15 protein-coding genes and 1 pseudogene are annotated in these 16,909 nt (G+C 61.1%); 9 read left to right on the top strand and 7 right to left on the bottom strand.

From position 1 onward, the window contains the following. Positions 1-157: 157 nt before the first annotated feature. Both V9L13_RS08160 and V9L13_RS08155 read right to left on the bottom strand, forming a co-directional pair. Positions 158-613: pseudogene (locus tag V9L13_RS08160) on the bottom strand (thioredoxin family protein). Between the two features lie 74 nt (positions 614-687). Next, a complete protein-coding gene (locus tag V9L13_RS08155; protein ID WP_338802133.1) occupies positions 688-1,092 on the bottom strand; it encodes a hypothetical protein in 405 nt (134 codons plus the stop codon). Positions 1,093-1,486: 394 nt separating this feature from the next. Between V9L13_RS08155 and V9L13_RS08150 the strand changes: the two genes are divergently transcribed. The 8 genes from V9L13_RS08150 (at position 1,487) to V9L13_RS08115 (ending at position 8,232) form a co-directional block, all read left to right on the top strand. Beyond that, positions 1,487-2,335, top strand: coding sequence for a transporter substrate-binding domain-containing protein (locus V9L13_RS08150; protein WP_003225457.1), 849 nt, complete (start codon positions 1,487-1,489; stop codon positions 2,333-2,335). Between the two features lie 50 nt (positions 2,336-2,385). Further along, positions 2,386-3,048 carry an amino acid ABC transporter permease gene (locus tag V9L13_RS08145; RefSeq protein WP_338802132.1) on the top strand — a complete coding sequence of 221 codons (663 nt, stop codon included), beginning with the start codon at positions 2,386-2,388 and terminating at the stop codon, positions 3,046-3,048. Between the two features lie 9 nt (positions 3,049-3,057). Beyond that, positions 3,058-3,720 carry an amino acid ABC transporter permease gene (locus V9L13_RS08140; RefSeq protein WP_083368959.1) on the top strand — a complete coding sequence of 221 codons (663 nt, stop codon included), beginning with the start codon at positions 3,058-3,060 and terminating at the stop codon, positions 3,718-3,720. Further along, positions 3,717-4,514, top strand: coding sequence for an amino acid ABC transporter ATP-binding protein (locus V9L13_RS08135; protein ID WP_103366947.1), 798 nt, complete (start codon positions 3,717-3,719; stop codon positions 4,512-4,514). Before V9L13_RS08140 ends, V9L13_RS08135 begins: the two co-directional genes overlap by 4 nt. Positions 4,515-4,544: 30 nt before the next feature. Further along, positions 4,545-4,934, top strand: coding sequence for a RidA family protein (locus tag V9L13_RS08130; protein WP_016984340.1), 390 nt, complete (start codon positions 4,545-4,547; stop codon positions 4,932-4,934). A 210-nt stretch (positions 4,935-5,144) separates the two neighbouring features. Then, complete coding sequence (locus V9L13_RS08125) at positions 5,145-5,909, top strand: IclR family transcriptional regulator (protein WP_027612656.1); 765 nt, start codon at positions 5,145-5,147, stop codon at positions 5,907-5,909. A 43-nt stretch (positions 5,910-5,952) separates the two neighbouring features. Further along, a complete protein-coding gene (locus V9L13_RS08120; protein ID WP_338802130.1) occupies positions 5,953-7,167 on the top strand; it encodes an amino acid deaminase in 1,215 nt (404 codons plus the stop codon). A 132-nt stretch (positions 7,168-7,299) separates the two neighbouring features. After that, positions 7,300-8,232, top strand: a complete 933-nt coding sequence (locus V9L13_RS08115; protein ID WP_338802129.1) for a sugar kinase — start codon at positions 7,300-7,302, stop codon at positions 8,230-8,232. A 115-nt stretch (positions 8,233-8,347) separates the two neighbouring features. Here the strand turns inward: V9L13_RS08115 and V9L13_RS08110 are convergent, their stop codons facing one another. Both V9L13_RS08110 and V9L13_RS08105 read right to left on the bottom strand, forming a co-directional pair. Next, on the bottom strand, positions 8,348-8,623 hold the full coding sequence (locus tag V9L13_RS08110; RefSeq protein ID WP_003225447.1) for a peptidylprolyl isomerase: 276 nt from the start codon (positions 8,621-8,623) through the stop codon (positions 8,348-8,350). Between the two features lie 39 nt (positions 8,624-8,662). Next, positions 8,663-11,212, bottom strand: a complete 2,550-nt coding sequence (locus V9L13_RS08105; protein WP_338802128.1) for a PAS domain-containing protein — start codon at positions 11,210-11,212, stop codon at positions 8,663-8,665. A 133-nt stretch (positions 11,213-11,345) separates the two neighbouring features. Here V9L13_RS08105 and V9L13_RS08100 point away from each other — a divergent pair, with 133 nt between their 5' ends. Then, positions 11,346-12,458: a PilT/PilU family type 4a pilus ATPase gene (locus V9L13_RS08100; protein WP_338802127.1), complete on the top strand. Its 1,113-nt coding sequence runs from the start codon at positions 11,346-11,348 to the stop codon at positions 12,456-12,458. Positions 12,459-12,571: 113 nt separating this feature from the next. Here V9L13_RS08100 and V9L13_RS08095 read toward each other — a convergent pair whose 3' ends face one another. From V9L13_RS08095 to V9L13_RS08085, 3 genes are all read right to left on the bottom strand, one after another. After that, complete coding sequence (locus V9L13_RS08095; RefSeq protein WP_338802126.1) at positions 12,572-14,527, bottom strand: acetoacetate--CoA ligase; 1,956 nt, start codon at positions 14,525-14,527, stop codon at positions 12,572-12,574. Between the two features lie 167 nt (positions 14,528-14,694). Then, positions 14,695-15,468, bottom strand: a complete 774-nt coding sequence (gene hbdH, locus V9L13_RS08090) for a 3-hydroxybutyrate dehydrogenase (RefSeq protein ID WP_027612662.1) — start codon at positions 15,466-15,468, stop codon at positions 14,695-14,697. A gap of 7 nt (positions 15,469-15,475) precedes the next feature. Further along, complete coding sequence (locus V9L13_RS08085; protein ID WP_338802125.1) at positions 15,476-16,867, bottom strand: GntP family permease; 1,392 nt, start codon at positions 16,865-16,867, stop codon at positions 15,476-15,478. Between the last annotated feature and the right edge of the window lie 42 nt (positions 16,868-16,909).

The raw sequence follows: 16,909 nt of genomic DNA, 5'->3' as shown, positions 1-16,909 counted from the left end.
GCAACGCCGGGCTAAATCACCTGACGCCTGTGTTCGCTTGCCGAGAAATAAAAGAAAAGCAGCCGGAATGGAGCTTGTCCAATCCGGCCCGAGGCTTGTTTGTTACCGATAATTTGGAACGAAAGTGCCATCGGTTGATGGCTCTTAGGTGGCACTTTCAGGAAAAGTTCCATCGATGTGCGCGGGGGACGGTGCAGAGCGTGCGCAAGGTGCGCCGCAGCCAGGCCAGATCATGCCGTGGTGGGCGGATGACAGCTGGCGCTTTGGTTTTGCCGACGTGCCGGGCGAAATCTTCACTTAATGTTTCTTCAGTGCCGATGCCCTTGAGCTTCTTCATGAGTTTGCCGTTCTTGTAGAACAGCACGGTCGGGGTGCCGGTGACCAGTGGATGGCGCGGCGCCTCAGTGGTGTTGAGCATGTAAATGTTCGCCCGGAGCCGATACGGCTCGGCCACCTCACGAAACACCGGCCCAGCCTATTCGCAGGCAGGACAGTGTTCGTTGGCGAAGTACAGGATCACCGGACGCGAGGTTTTCAGGGCTTTGCGGTAGACAGGCGACAAAGCGGAGAGGGGGACATTCAGGCTCACGATTAGCTCCTTTTCTCGCTTCATCGACGACGCGATCGAGAGATTGAAAAAGCGAGTCATCATTGGCGATGACCCGCTCATCAACTTGAAACGTTGTGTCAGCTCAATTTGGAAAGCGTTACATCACCGAAATACGAGCCAGGCTTGCCGTTTTCTCCATCGTTGGCTTCCAGTTTGACTACGAACTTGATAGTCGCGTTATTGGCCTTAAACTTCTTGGAAAGAACTTCCCAGCTTTGCCCGCCCCCGACATTAAGTGAAACTGGATCACCCGTCGGGTGAGCCTGCACCGTGATACGACCCGCTGCCCCCGGGTTGGTCTTCATCCGCGCGGATAACATGAATGTCCCACCATCACCGTCTGGCGTGGGCACCTCCTGACTGATAAATGCAGGAGAAGCAATAACGCAATCGCCGTTTTCATAATGAACTTTGTCCGCCTCGGACGCGCTCCAATGAGCACCTTGCTGGGAAAAGTCACCGTTTTTAATCAAATTAGCCATTTCACTCATCCTTGTTCGGTTATTGATGTTTCTGCTGAGCAGAGACTTCAGTAGGCCTCCGGGATCCGTTGGAAACAACTGTCAACTCTGACAGGTAGAGGTTGAAATCCGACAAACGGCAATTCGAAAAAAGAGACCTTGCGAAAGCTCTCCGTGCATCGAATACGCGCATCGCTGCACTTGAATGTGACGTTACTACCCACACGATCGCTGAATTGTCCAAAAGCGGCGCCTCTGCGTGCCAGATGTCTCGTTAGCTAACCAGCTGAATAACTTGAAGTTCCACATACGGGCGATTTCGTCCGCGAGCTGTGGCACACTTTCTGCTGTCTATTCCGTAGTAACAAACCGTGTTCCGGTATAGCGGAATAAACATCATCCTGGAGTGCTTGCCATGCATCGCCGTCCTTCGTTGTTCAAAGCGTGTGTTTTTGTTCTTGCGGCTTCGTCCGCTGTCATGGGCATGGCCCAGGCAGCCGACAGCAAGCTCGACAGTGTTCTGGCCCGTGGCAAGTTGATTGTCGGCACCGGCAGCACCAATGCGCCGTGGCACTTTCAAGGTGCGGACGGCAAGTTGCAGGGCTTTGATATCGACATCGCCAGGATGGTAGCCAAGGGCTTGTTCAATGATCCGAACAAGGTCGAGTTTGTGGTGCAGTCGTCCGATGCGCGAATTCCCAATCTGCTGACCGACAAGGTCGACATGAGTTGCCAGTTCATCACCGTTACCGCGAGCCGCGCTCAGCAAGTGGCATTCACCCTGCCGTACTACCGCGAAGGTGTCGGTCTGCTGCTGCCGGCCAACAGCAAATACAAGGAAATCGAAGATCTGCAGGCTGCCGGTGATAGCGTTACCGTGGCTGTGCTGCAAAACGTCTATGCCGAAGAACTGGTGCATCAGGCACTGCCCAAGGCCAAGGTTGATCAGTACGACAGCGTCGACCTGATGTATCAGGCGGTGAACTCCGGTCGCGCCGACGCGGCAGCCACCGACCAGTCTTCGGTCAAATACCTGATGGTGCAGAACCCCGGCCGCTACCGCAGCCCGACCTACGCGTGGAGCCCACAGACCTACGCTTGCGCCGTCAAACGTGGCGATCAGGACTGGCTGAATTTCGTTAACACCGTGCTGCATGAAGCCATGACCGGCGTCGAGTTCCCGACTTACGCAGCATCCTTCAAGCAGTGGTTCGGAGTGGATCTGCCGTCCCCGGCCATCGGTTTCCCAGTCGAATTCAAATGACCCCGTGAGAGCGGGGCGCCTCAATCGCCCCGCTCAAGGTACTGCTGACCATGAACTATCAGTTGAACTTTGCCGCCGTGTGGCGCGATTTCGACACCTTGCTGGCGGGGCTCGGTCTGGGCCTTGAACTGGCGCTGGTGTCGATCGCCATCGGCTGCGTGATCGGCCTGCTGATGGCGTTTGCCTTGCTCTCGAAGCGTCGCGCCTTGCGGGTGCTGGCCTCGGTGTACGTCACGGTGGTGCGTAACACGCCGATTCTGGTGTTGATTCTGTTGATCTACTTTGCCTTGCCGAGCCTGGGGATCCGCCTGGACAAGATCCCGTCGTTCATCATCACCTTGTCGCTGTATGCGGGCGCCTATCTGACCGAAGTGTTCCGTGGCGGCTTGCTGAGCATCCCCAAAGGCCAGCGCGAGGCGGGGCTGGCAATCGGTCTCGGTGAATGGCAGGTCAAGGCCTACGTCACGGTGCCGGTGATGCTGCGCAACGTGCTGCCGGCGCTGTCGAACAACTTTATCTCGCTGTTCAAGGACACCTCGCTGGCCGCCGCGATTGCGGTGCCGGAGCTGACCTATTACGCGCGCAAGATCAACGTCGAGAGCTACCGGGTGATCGAAACCTGGCTGGTGACCACGGCGTTGTATGTCGCGGCCTGTTACCTCATTGCCATGCTGCTGCGGTACCTCGAGCAGCGTCTGGCGATTCGCCGATAGGAGGCTGCGATGTACGAATCTCCCAGTTGGTTGCATGAATTATGGGTGGCACGCGAGACGTTGCTGCAAGGGTTCCTGACCAGTGTGCAGGTGTCGGCGCTGGCGATTCTGTTCGGCACGCTGCTCGGGGTTGTCACCGGACTGGTGCTGACCTACGGCAAGTTCTGGATGCGCGCGCCGTTCCGCTTTTACGTCGACCTGATTCGCGGCACGCCGGTGTTTGTGCTGGTGCTGGCCTGCTTCTATATGGCGCCAGCGCTGGGCTGGCAGATCAGCGCGTTTCAGGCGGGTGCGTTGGGCCTGACGCTGTTTTGCGGCTCGCACGTTGCCGAGATTGTGCGCGGCGCCTTGCAGGCCTTGCCACGCGGGCAGATGGAAGCGAGCAAGGCGATCGGCCTGACGTTTTATCAATCCCTCGGTTACGTGCTGTTGCCCCAGGCGTTGCGGCAGATCCTGCCGACCTGGGTCAACTCGTCCACCGAAATCGTCAAGGCCTCGACCCTGCTCTCGGTGATCGGCGTCGCCGAATTGTTGCTCAGCACCCAACAGATCATCGCCAGGACCTTCATGACTCTGGAGTTCTACCTGTTCGCCGGTTTTCTGTTCTTCGTCATCAACTACGGCATCGAATTACTCGGCCGGCACATTGAAAAGCGGGTGGCCCTGCCATGACTCAAGCTCAAGTTTCCAACGTTCAGAACGGTCAGCCGCTGCTGGACATCCGTGGCCTGCACAAGCAGTACGGTGCGGTCGAAGTGCTCAAGGGTGTCGACCTGAGCATGCAGCGCGGCAACGTCGTAACGCTGATCGGCTCCAGCGGTTCGGGCAAGACCACGTTGCTGCGCTGCGTGAACATGCTCGAAGAGTTCCAGGGCGGGCAGATCCTGCTCGACGGCGAGTCCATCGGCTATGACGAGGTCGGTGGCAAACGCGTGCGTCACGCGGAAAAAGTCATCGCCCGCCATCGCGCGATGACTGGCATGGCCTTCCAGCAATTCAACCTGTTCCCGCACCTGACCGCCTTGCAGAACGTCACCCTCGGTCTGCTCAAGGTGAAGAAAATGCACAAGGACGAAGCCGTGGTGCTGGCCGAAAAATGGCTGGAGCGGGTCGGCCTGCTGGAGCGGCGCAATCACTTTCCCGGGCAGTTGTCCGGCGGTCAGCAACAGCGCGTGGCGATTGCCCGGGCGATTGCGATGAACCCCAGCCTGATGCTGTTCGACGAAGTCACCTCGGCCCTCGATCCGGAGCTGGTCGGTGAGGTGTTGAACGTGATCAAGGGCCTGGCCGAAGACGGCATGACCATGTTGCTGGTGACCCACGAAATGCGTTTCGCCTTCGAGGTCTCGGACAAGATCGTTTTCATGAATCAGGGGCGGATCGAAGAGCAGGGGCCGCCCAAGGAACTGTTCGAACGCCCGCAATCGCCGCGTCTGGCCGAGTTTCTCAAGAGCACGCGGTTCTAATTTTTTGTTTTGTCATCAGGAGAAGTACCCATGAGCATTACTCGATACGGCACCGGCAGCACCGCCGCTGGCGGTCAGCCACGTCCCTTCGCGCGCGCCGTTGAGGCGGATGGCTGGCTGCACGTATCCGGCCAGGTGCCGGCGGTGGATGGCGAGATCATCGTTGGCGGCATCGTCGAACAGACCCACCAGACCATGAAGAACCTGATCGCGATTCTCGAAGAGGCCGGTTATGGCCTGGAAGATGTGGTGCGTGCCGGCGTATGGCTGGACGATCCGCGGGATTTCAGCAGTTTCAACAAGGTCTTCGGCGAGTACTTCAAACCTGAACACGCCCCGGCGCGGGCCTGTGTGCAGGCGAGCATGATGGTCGATTGCAAGGTCGAGATCGACTGTATTGCTTACAAGAAAAAGGTTTGAGTGATGGCTACCCCTCACCCTAACCCTCTCCCGGAGGGAGAGGGGACTGATCTGTATCGATGCGAATTTCGCGTATGACGCTTACATTTACATCGATACGGTCAGGCTCCCTCTACCTCCGGGAGAGGGCGGGGGGTGAGGGCCTCGATCCAACTGACACAACACCTCAGGCCAGTTACCATCCCGGCACTTTTTATGGGAACCACTGACATGACCGAAGACACCATCAAACGCCGGGCCCGTGGTCTGGACCGGGCGTTCGATATCCTCGATTTCCTCAAGGAGATCGGCCAGCCGCTGCGTCCGAACGACATCGCCAACGGTATCGGCAGCCCGAAATCCACGGTCTACGAACTGGTGGCGTCACTGCTGGAGCGACGGATTCTGGAGCCGGTGGGCAAGGACGGTCACGTCTATCTGGGGCGCCAGTTGTACTTCCTCGGGCAGGCGCACCTACGCCATTTCGACCTCAGTCGCGAGGCCGATCACGCCTTGCAGGAGATCGTCAGCCAGACCCGGGAAACCGCGCAGATGTGCCTGCTCAACGGGCGCAAATACACGGTGGCACTGATGAAGGAAGGCGAGCGGCATTTTCGCATTTCGTCCGACATCGGCGAAAATGCACCGATCCCGTGGACGGCTTCAGGACGCCTGTTGCTCGCGCATCTGAGCGACCAGCAGATCATCGACCTGATCGACGAAGACGATTACATCCTGCCCGACGGCGAACGCCTGCCGCTGGAACGTTTTCTGGCGGAAATCCGTCAAGCCGGCATCGATGGCTTCTTCTCGTTCGACAGCGTCGCCGACACCTTCACCCATTGCTTTGCCGCCCCGGTCAAAGACCCCAGCGGCGTGGCCATCTGCACTCTGTGCATCGTCGCCCCACGGGCCGACGCGAAGAACAATTACGACGACTATCGCCGGGTGCTGATCGAGAGCGCGAACAGCCTCGCCCGGCGTATCAACGAATAACCGCGGCTGCCTGCGGCCGCGACTGAATGCGAGGAGTTTTACCATGACGACTGCCATCAATACCGCTGTGGAAAAGGGCGCCGCTGCGATTGGCGCGCAACTTGTGCGTGACGTCAGCCTGCCGGCGCTGGTGCTGCACCGCGAGGCGCTGGAGCACAACATTCGCTGGATGCAGAAATTCGTCAGCGACAGCGGTGCCGAGCTTGCGCCCCACGGCAAGACCAGCATGACCCCGGCGCTGTTCCAGCGTCAGCTCGACGCCGGCGCCTGGGGCATCACCCTCGCCAGCGCCACCCAGACCCGCGCCGCTTACGCGCATGGCGTACGCCGGGTGCTGATGGCCAACCAACTGGTCGGCACGCCGAACATGGCATTGATTGCCGATCTGCTGGCCGATGCGGATTTCGATTTCTACTGCATGGTCGATCACCCGGATAACGTCGCCGATCTTGGCGCCTACTTCGCCTCGCGTGGAGTGAAGTTGAACGTGATGATCGAATACGGCGTGATCGGTGGCCGTTGCGGTTGCCGCAGCGAGCAGGAAGTCATCGCGCTGGCTCAGGCGATCAACGCGCAACCGGCGCTGGCCCTGACCGGTATCGAAGGTTACGAAGGGGTGATCCACGGCGATCACGCGGTCAGCGGCATTCGCGAATTCGCCGCGTCGCTGGTGCGTCTGGCGGTGCAGTTGCAGGACAGCGGCGCGTTTGCCATCGCCAAGCCGATCATCACCGCCTCGGGTTCGGCGTGGTACGACCTGATCGCCGAGTCGTTCGAAACGCAGAACGCCGGCGGGCGCTTCCTGAGTGTGTTGCGTCCGGGCAGTTATGTGGCGCATGACCATGGCATCTACAAGGAAGCGCAATGCTGCGTGCTGGATCGTCGCAGCGATCTGCACGAAGGCCTGCGTCCGGCGCTGGAAGTCTGGGCGCATGTACAGTCGATGCCGGAGCCGGGTTTTGCGGTGATCGCCCTCGGCAAGCGCGACGTGGCGTTCGATGCCGGCCTGCCGGTGCCGTTGTTGCGTTACAAGGCCGGTGTGTTGCCAGCGGTGGGCGACGATGTCGGCGCGTGCAAGGTGACGGCGGTGATGGACCAGCATGCGTTCATGAGCGTGGCAGCGGGGGTTGAGTTGCGGGTGGGCGACATCATTTCGTTTGGCACCTCGCACCCGTGTCTGACGTTCGACAAGTGGCGGGTGGGGTTGCTGGTGGATGAGCAGTTGGCGGTGATCGAGAGCATGGAGACTTGTTTCTAAGGCTTCAGACCGAGTCGTGGCCATTCGCGAGCAAGCTCGCTCCCACAAGGGAATGCATTCCAAATTGTGGGAGCGAGCTTGCTCGCGAAGGCGCCAGTCCAGACATCCGCGAATCAACAGAGACTGCACAAGATGACCAGCCTCAGCCCCCTGGGCCCGAACACTCCGCGCATCGCCCTGATCGGCGAGTGCATGATCGAACTCCAGCACCGTGCCGACGGCAGCCTGCAGCAAAGCTTCGGCGGCGATACCTTGAACACCGCGGTGTACCTGTCCCGCGCTCTCGGCGACAAGGCCCGGGTCGATTACGTCACCGCGCTCGGCGACGACAGCTTCAGCGATGCCATGTGCCAGAATTGGGCCGATGAAGGCATTGGCCTGGACATGGTGCAGCGTCTGCCCGGTCGCTTGCCGGGCCTGTACTGCATCCAGACCGACGCCAACGGGGAGCGGCGTTTCCTCTACTGGCGCAATGAAGCGGCGGTGCGCGATTGCTTCACCACGCCGGCCGCCGAGCCGATTCTGGCGGCGCTGGCGGACTACGACGTGCTGTATTTCAGCGGCATCACCCTCGCGGTGTTAGGCGCGAAGGGCCGCGAACGCTTGATCCAGACCCTGATCGAAGCGCGCCAACGCGATGCGCGGATCGTCTTCGACAACAACTATCGACCGCGGCTGTGGGCCTCACAGGAAGAGGCGCGGGCGGCCTATCGCAGCGTGTTGCCGCATGTCGATCTGGCGTTGCTGACCGTCGATGACGAACAGGCGCTGTTCCATTTTGCCGATTGCGACGCGGTGTTCGAGGCGTACGCGCAGATCGGCACGCCGGAAGTGGTGCTCAAGCGTGGTGCCGAGGCGTGCCTGATTCGTTGTGAGGGCGAGGCGTTCGAAGTGCCGGCGCAGAAGGTCGCCAAAGTTGTGGATACCACGGCGGCGGGGGACTCGTTCAGTGCAGCGTATCTGGCGAGGCGGTTGCTGGGGGGCAGTCCGGTCGAGGCGGCGGAGGCGGGGCATTGGCTGGCGAGTCGGGTGATTCAGGTGCCGGGGGCGTTGATTCCCAGGTAAGCGGTGGATGGCCGTTTGCTGCGCAATCGGTTCGCGAGCAAGCCCGCTCCCACAGGGGGCCGCATTCCAGACTGTGGGAGCGGGCTTGCTCGCGAAGAGGCCCTGAAGCCAACACTCAGTCGCGGAAAAACACCTGCACCAGGTGATAGCCGAACTTGCTCTTGATCGGCCCGTGCACCGTACGCAGCGGCTTCTTGAAGATCACCGCATCAATCGCACCGACCATCTGCCCCGGCCGCACTTCACCCAGATCACCGCCACGTTTGCCGGACGGGCAGGTCGAGTATTTCTTCGCCAGCACATCGAACGCTTCGCCCTTGGCAATGCGTTGCTTGAGTTGTTCGGCCTCTTCGGCGGTTTTCACCAGAATGTGGCGGGCTTGGGCTTTCATCGTGCGATACCTGTAACGGGGTGACGGCGGGGCGCGGGATTATGCCTCAAGTGACGGCGTTTGGTTGATCATCTCGCGGATCTTGTTCGCCAGCACTTCAATCGAAAACGGCTTGGCCACCATGTCCATGCCATCCTCGAGAAAGCCCTGACGCTCGGCGGCTTTCTGCGCGTAACCGGTCATGAACAGCACTTTCAGGCCCGGGCGATGCTGGCGAGCTATTTCCGCCAGTTGCCGGCCGTTCATTCCCGGCAGGCCGACGTCGGTCACCAGCAGATCCACCCGCAGCTCCGATTCCAGCAGCGGCAGGGCGGCGCTGGCGTCGGCGGCTTCGTGGGCGAGGTAACCCAGCTCCTTGAGCAGATCGAGCACCAGCATGCGCACCGCCGGGTCATCTTCAACCACCACCACGGTTTCGCCACAGGTGGCGGTTGGCGCAGTGCTGGTCGGCTCCACCAGCGGATGTTCGGGCTCCAGCAGGTTCAGGCGCGGCAGGTACAAGCGCACGCAAGTGCCGTGATCCGGCAGGCTGTCGAGGCTGACATGGCCACCCGATTGCTGAGCGAAACCATAAATCATCGACAGTCCCAGCCCGGTGCCCTGGCCGATCGGTTTGGTGGTGAAGAACGGATCGAACGCCTTGGCGCGCACCGACGGGGTCATGCCGGTGCCGTTGTCGCTGACCGCCAGCATCAGGTAGTCGCCGGCCTTGACCGGTTCGAGGGTGGTGATGTCGTTGCCGTCGAGGTAGACGTTGGCGGTTTCGATCAGCAGCTCACCGCCATCGGGCATCGCATCGCGGGCGTTGATCACCAGGTTGAGCAGGGCGTTTTCCAGTTGACTGACGTCGGTACTGATCGGCCACACATCGTCGGCCAGCCGCAGCGTGAGTTCGATCGGGTCGCCTTTGGTGCGGCGGATCAAATCTTCCAGCGAATGAATCAGTTCATTGACGTTGAGGGTTTTGCGGTCCAGCGACTGCCGGCGCGAGAACGCCAGCAGGCGATGGGTCAGCGCCGCCGCACGGTTGGCCGACGACACCGCCGCCTCGGTGAAACGCCCGATTTCATGGGCGCGGCCGTCGGCGATATAGCGTTGCATCAGATCGAGGCTGCCGATGATTCCGGTGAGCATGTTGTTGAAGTCGTGGGCGATACCGCCGGTGAGCTGACCGACCGCTTCCATTTTCTGCGCATGGCGCAACGCATCTTCGGCGCGCTCGCGTTCGAACATCTCGTTTTGCAGGCGCTGATTGGCCTGGGCCAGTTGTTCGGTGCGGGCGCTGACCCGTTCTTCGAGGGTTTCATTGAGATTGCGCAGCGCTTCTTCGGTCTTCTTCCGTTCGCTTTCGTCGATCACAAAAATGTAGAAACCGTTGACCGCGCCATCGGCACCGTGGCGCGGCAGGTAGTTCATCAGCGCGTGACGGCTGCTGCCGTCACGGTGCGGGGTGTACAGGCTGAACGAACAGGGTCGCCCAGCCAGCGCCTCGGCAATGTATGGCGCGCGGAGAAAGTAGGCCTCTTCGCCGATCACCTCGCGAATGGTGCGCCCATACAGTTCCTGCGGCGTGAGGCCGTACCAGTCCAGATAGGCGGCGTTGTTCAGACGGAAGCGTTCTTCGTGGTCGACATAACTGATGAGGATCGGCATCGCGTTGATGATCAGTTGCAATTCCGTCTGGCTCTGACGCAGCGCCTGCTCGGTGTGCTTGCGTTCGGTCAGGTCCAGTGCGGCACCGAGGAAGCGCACCGGTCGTCCATGGTGATCCTTGTAACAGCGGCCGCGGGCAAACACCCAGCGCAGTTCGCCGTCGGCTTTCAGCAGGCGATATTCCTCGGCGTACTCGGTGCCGTGGGTGATGCAATGCTTGATGCTGCGGGCGATCAAGGCGCGGTCTTCGGGATGCACGCCTTGCAGGTAGTCGCTGATCGGCAGCTGGCTGGCCTGCGCCGGATCGATGCCGTGCAACTGGGCGAAATGCGCGTCGGCGATGAAACGATCTTCGCCGATGTCCCAGTCCCAGGTGCCGACCGCGTCGGTGGCGGCCAGCGCCAGTTGCAGGCGTTCTTCCGTGTCGCGCTGGGCCTTGAGGCTTTCTTCGGAACGGCGTTGCAGTTCGAGGGCGATGCGCCGGCGTTCGTTGGTTTCGATGGCCGTTACCAGAATCCCCGCCACTTGCGCATTTTCATCGCGGATCGGACTGTAGGTCAGGTCCAGCCAGAAGTCGGACTCTATGCCTTCGCGTTGCAGGGTAAATCGGCGTTCGCTGTAGGTGCGCACCTGGCCTTGTAGGACGGCTCGATAAATCGGGTCGGTAAAGTCCTGAAGTTCTGGCCATATCAGGTGTGCAGGCTGTCCGAAAGCGTGCGGATGCTTACTGCCGGCGAGCATCGCAAAGCCATTGTTGTAGATCTGCGTGAGCTGCGGCCCCCACAACAACAGCATTGGCATCGGCGAGTGAATCACGATGTCCACCGCGGTGCGCAGGCTTTGCGGCCAGGTGCCTGAAGCGCCCAACGGAGTGCGGCTCCAGTCGGTACGGGCGATCAGGGCTTGGGCGTCATCGGGGGAGGGTGCTGCGTTCATCACATCTATCCTGAGCGTCGGTCAGTGCGTTGGCATCTACTATTCTTGCACTTGCGGTAGACGCTGTATGACCCGTTACGTCACGACAGCGGGTCATTTCTGTTCATTGAAAGCTTCGCGGGTGTTTTTTGCCATGGAAATCGATGCACTGTTGCTCCGTCTGTCGAGCCAGCACGGCTCTGACCTGTTCCTGTCCACGGGAGCGCCACCCAGTGCGCGCATCGATGGCGTGCTGACGCCGTTCAGCGAGCGGCCGTTCAAGCCCGGTGAGGTCGAGGCCATCGCTAACTCCTTGATGGACGCCGAGCAGCGGCGCGAGTTCGATCGGGAACTGGAAATGAACCTGGCGATTTCCCGTACCGGTATCGGGCGTTTTCGGGTGAACATCTTCAAACAACGCAATGACGTGTCGATCGTGATCCGCAACGTCAAACTCGATATCCCGCGTTTCGAAGACCTCAAACTGCCGCCAGTGCTGCTGGAAACGGTGATGCTCAAACAGGGGCTGATCCTGTTCGTCGGTGCCACCGACTCCGGCAAGTCCACCTCGCTGGCAGCGCTGATCGATCACCGTAACCGCCACAGCAGCGGGCACATCATCACCATTGAAGACCCGGTGGAGTATATCCATCGACACCAGCGCTCGATCATCAATCAACGCGAAGTCGGCGTCGATACCCGCAGTTTCCATGCAGCGCTGAAAAACACTCTGCGTCAGGCCCCGGACGTGGTGCTGATCGGCGAAATCCGCGACCGCGAGACCATGGAACATGCGCTGACATTCGCCGACACCGGGCACCTGGTGCTGTCGACGTTGCATGCGCACAACGCCAATCAGGCGCTGGACCGTATCGTCAATCTGTTCCCCGAAGAGCGCCGACCGCAGTTGCTGCACGCGCTGGGCAACAATCTCAAGGCGTTTGTCTCGCAACGGCTGGTGCGCACTGTGGACGGCCAGCGCCGGGCGGCGGTCGAAGTGATGCTCGGCACGCCCACCATCGCCGACCTGATCCGCCGCAACGAGTTGGGCGAACTCAAGGGCATCATGGAAAAGTCAGGCGAGGTCGGCATGCAGACCTTCGACGCCGCGCTTTACGGGCTGGTGGTGGAGGGCGTGATCAGCGAAGACGAAGCGCTCAAGCATGCGGATTCGCAGAACAACCTGCGCCTGCGCCTGAAACTTCATGCCGAGGCGGGCCCGGCGCCCGCGCCCACTACATCAGGCGATTGGGGCCTGATGGATTAACACCCCACCCCTGTGGGAGCGGGCTTGCTCGCGAAAGCGGTTGGTCAGTCACATTGTTATCGACTGACAGATTGCCTTCGCGAGCAAGCCCGCTCCCACAAGGGGATGGCGTGCTAATCCGATAACTCCGGGCGATTGCGGAACTGCTCCAAGGCCTCGGGATTGGCCAGCGCATCGGTATTTTTCACCGGCTCACCGTGCACCACATTGCGCACCCCGAGTTCCACCACCTTGCCGCTGATGGTGCGCGGAATATCGGTCACCGCGACGATCTTCGCCGGCACATGGCGCGGTGTGGTGTTGGCGCGGATCACCTGGCGGATCTGCTGTTGCAGTTCGTCATCCAGCGCAACACCGTCCTGCAGGCGCACAAACAGCACCACCCGCACGTCGTCCTGCCATTGCTGCCCGATCGCCACGCTGTCCAGCACCTGCGGGACTTTCTCGACCTGACGATAGATTTCCGCCGTGCCGATGCGCACGCCGCCGGGGTTGAGCACGGCGTCGGAGCGGCCATGGATCAGCATCCCGCCGTGAGGCAGCTGCTCAGCGTAATCACCCTGGGCCCAGACGCCGGGGAACAAGCTGAAATAGGATTTACGCAGTTTTTCGCCGTCAGGGTCGTGCCACAGGCCGATGGGCATGGCCGGGAAGTGCCGGGTGCAGACCAGCTCGCCTTTTTCGTCGGTCACGGCAACGCCGGCGTCGTTCCACACCTCAACCGCCATGCCCAGGCTCTTGCCCATGATTTCGCCCCGACGCACCGCCGACAGCGGGTTGCCGTTGACAAAGCACGACACCACATCGGTGCCGCCCGACATCGACGCCAGGCACACATCGCGCTTGACGTCGCGGTAAACGAAGTCATAACTCTGCGGCGACAGCGCGGAACCGGTACAGAGCAAGGTCTTCAGGCTACTCAGATCATGGCTGTGCGCAGGCTTCAAGCCGCTGCTTTCCAGTGTTGCGAGAAATTTCGGGCTGGTGCCGAATACGCTGATGCGCTCGTCGTCGATCAGATCCAGCAGTCGCTCATTCCCGGGGTGAAACGGCGAGCCGTCATACAGCACCACCGCGCTGCCGACCGCGAGCGCCGAGACCAGCCAGTTCCACATCATCCAGCCGCAAGTGGTGTAGTAGAACAACCGGTCACCGAGGCCGAGATCGACGTGCAGTCCGTGCTCCTTGGCATGCTGCAGCAGCACGCCGCCGGTGCTGTGCACGATGCATTTCGGTACGCCGGTGGTGCCACTGGAATACAGCACGTACAACGGATGATTGAACGGTACCGGGACAAAACGCGGTTCGCCGCCGGGTTGGTAAAAATCGTCCCACAACGTCACGTTGGCGTGGCTGTGGTATTCCTCGGCACGGGCCTGTTCGCGGGCATAGGGTACGATGATCAACTGCCGCAGCGACGGCAGTTGCGCGAGGATTTCGTTGACCTTGGTGGTCTGGTCGATGTCTTTGCCGGCGTAACGGTAGCCGGCGCAGGTGATCAACACCTTGGGTTCGATCTGGCCGAAACGGTCGATCACGCCGTGGGTGCCGAAGTCCGGCGACGAGCACGACCAGATCGCGCCGAGGCTGGTGGTCGCGAGCATCGCCACCAGGGTTTGCCAGGTGTTGGGCATGCACGCGGCCACCCGATCACCGAGGCCGATTCCGCAGGCCATCAGGCTGGCCTGAAAACCGGCGACTTGCTCGGCCAGTTCGGCCCAGGTCAGCTGTTCGCGCTGGCCGTTTTCCGCCACGGCAATCACCGCGACTGCATCGTCACGACGGCGCAGCAAGTGCTCGGCAAAGTTCAGGGTCGCACCGGGAAACCATTCGGCACTGGGCATTTGCGCGCCTTCACGCAGGACGGCGTCGGGCTGGGTGTGAAAGCGGATGTCGAAGAAGTCGACGATCGCCTGCCAGAACGCCTCGCGCTGATCCACGCTCCAGCGGTGCAGGTCGGTGTAGCTGCTCAGGGCCAGGCCATGACGCTGATTGATAGCGCGGCGGAAATTGTCCATGCGCGATTGGGCGATACGCTCGGCATCGGGTTGCCAGAGGATGTCGGACATTGGTTTGCCTCTTGTTTTGTTGTTCAAGCACGCAGGCCAGGGTGCAGCACTTAATTCTGTGGCGAGGGAGCTTGCTCCCGATCGGCTGCGCAGCAGTCGTAAATTGTCGGGGGCGGCTTCGCCACCCAGCGGGAGCGAGCTCCCTCGCCACAGGGGGCCTGCGCTACCTATTGCGCCAACCACCCCCCATCAATATTCCACGCCGCCCCCCGCACCTGACTTCCAGCCTCGCTGCACAGAAACAACACCAATTCCCCCAGATGCTGCGGTGTGACGAACTCCAGCGACGGCTGCTTCTCCGCCAGCAGATCATGCTGTGCCTGCTGCGGGTCGACCCCTTTGGCAGCACGATCATCGATCTGTTTCTGCACCAGCGGCGTCAGCACCCAGCCCGGGCAGATCGCATTGCAGGTGACATTGCTGGTAGCTGTCTCGAGGCCGACCACTTTGGTCAAACCAATCACGCCGTGCTTGGCCGCAACATACGCAGCCTTGCCAGTCGAACCCACCTGACCATGCACCGAAGCGATATTGACGATTCGTCCCCAACCCTTGGCACGCATCCCCGGCAAGCTGAGGCGGGTGCTGTGGAACACCGATGACAGGTTGATCGCGATGATCGAGTCCCAGCGCTCTACCGGGAACTCCTCAACGGCGGCGACATGCTGGATCCCGGCGTTGTTGACCAGAATGTCGACGCCGCCAAATTCACGCTCGGCGTAAGCGATCATCTCGGCGATCTGCGCCGGATCGCTGACATCGGCTGGGTGGTGACCGACCTTGCCGCCGAACTGGCCGACTTCGGCGATCACGCTCGACGCATCGCCAAAACCGTTGAGAATCAGATTGGCGCCGGCCTTGGCCAGGCTCAGGGCGATGCCCAAACCGATGCCGCTGGTGGAGCCGGTGACCAGTGCGGTCTTGCCCGAAAGAGTCGTCATGAATACCTCACACAATGCCAGTGGCGTAGAAAGTGCCGATCACTACGAAGACCGCCAGGGTCTTGATCAGCGTAATACAGAAAATGTCTTTATAGGCTTCGCGGTGGGTCAGGCCGGTAACCGCCAGCAGGGTGATCACCGCGCCGTTGTGCGGCAGAGTGTCCATGCCGCCGCTGGCCATCGCGGCCACGCGGTGCAGCACTTCCAGCGGAATGTTCGCCGCGTGCGCCGCCGCGATGAACTGCTCGGACATCGCAGCCAGCGCGATGCTCATGCCACCCGACGCCGAACCGGTGATACCCGCCAGCAGGGTGACGGTAATCGCTTCGTTGACCAATGGATTGGGGATTTGCTTGAGCCAGTCGGCCAGCACCAGAAAGCCTGGCAACGAAGCGATTACCGCACCGAAGCCGTATTCCGAGGCGGTGTTCATCGCCGCCAGCAATGCACCGCTGACCGCGCTTTTGCTGCCTTCGGCGAGTTTGCTGCGGATCGCCTTGAAGCCAAACACCAGCACCATCAGGATGCCGATCAGCAATGCCGCCTGCACCGCCCAGATCGCCGTGAGCTTGGCGATTTCCGTGGTCACCGGCGTGGCCATCCCCGGCAGCGCCAGGCTGTGGGTCTTGCCGTACCACTGCGGAATCCACTGGGTGAACAACAGGTTCATGATGCCCACCGCCAGCAGGGGCGACAGGGCGAGCCATGGGTTTGGCAGCTGCAGATCTTCGGCCGTTTCCGGCTCGTTACGCAGTTCGGTGCCGTAGCCTTCACCCGCGCGCTGCGCCTTGTTGCGCTGGCGCTGCAGGAACAGCATGCCGGCGCAGAACACGAAGATCGTGCCAATCACCCCCAGCCACGGCGCGGCCCACGCGGTGGTGTTGAAGAAGGTGCTGGGGATGATGTTCTGGATCTGCGGAGTGCCGGGCAGGGCGTCCATGGTGAAGGAGAACGCGCCGAGGGCGATGGTCGCCGGGATCAGGCGCTTGGGAATATTGCTCTGGCGGAACATCTCGGCGGCAAACGGATACACCGCAAACACCACCACGAACAACGATACGCCGCCGTAGGTGAGCAGGGCGCAAACCAGCACGATCACCAGCATCGCCTGTCGGGTGCCGAGCAAGCCAATCGCCGCAGCCACGATCGAACGGGAGAACCCCGACAATTCGATCAACTTGCCGAACACGGCGCCGAGCAGGAATACCGGGAAATACAGTTTGATGAAACCGACCATTTTCTCCATGAACACCCCGGTGAAGGCAGGGGCGACGGCGGACGGGTCGGTGAGCAGGACAGCGCCGAGGGCGGCAATCGGGGCGAAGAGGATAACGCTGTAGCCACGGTAGGCGGCGAGCATCAGCAGCGCGAGGGCTGCCAAGGCAATGATCACACTCATGGTGTGTCTCCAGGGATTGTTATTTTTGTGGGTGAAGCGGGT

Source organism: Pseudomonas sp. RSB 5.4 (assembly GCF_037126175.1).
Lineage (GTDB): Bacteria > Pseudomonadota > Gammaproteobacteria > Pseudomonadales > Pseudomonadaceae > Aquipseudomonas > Aquipseudomonas fluorescens_H.
Note: the sequence above shows the minus strand (reverse complement) of the source record. Positions and strands in the feature narration are given on the sequence as shown.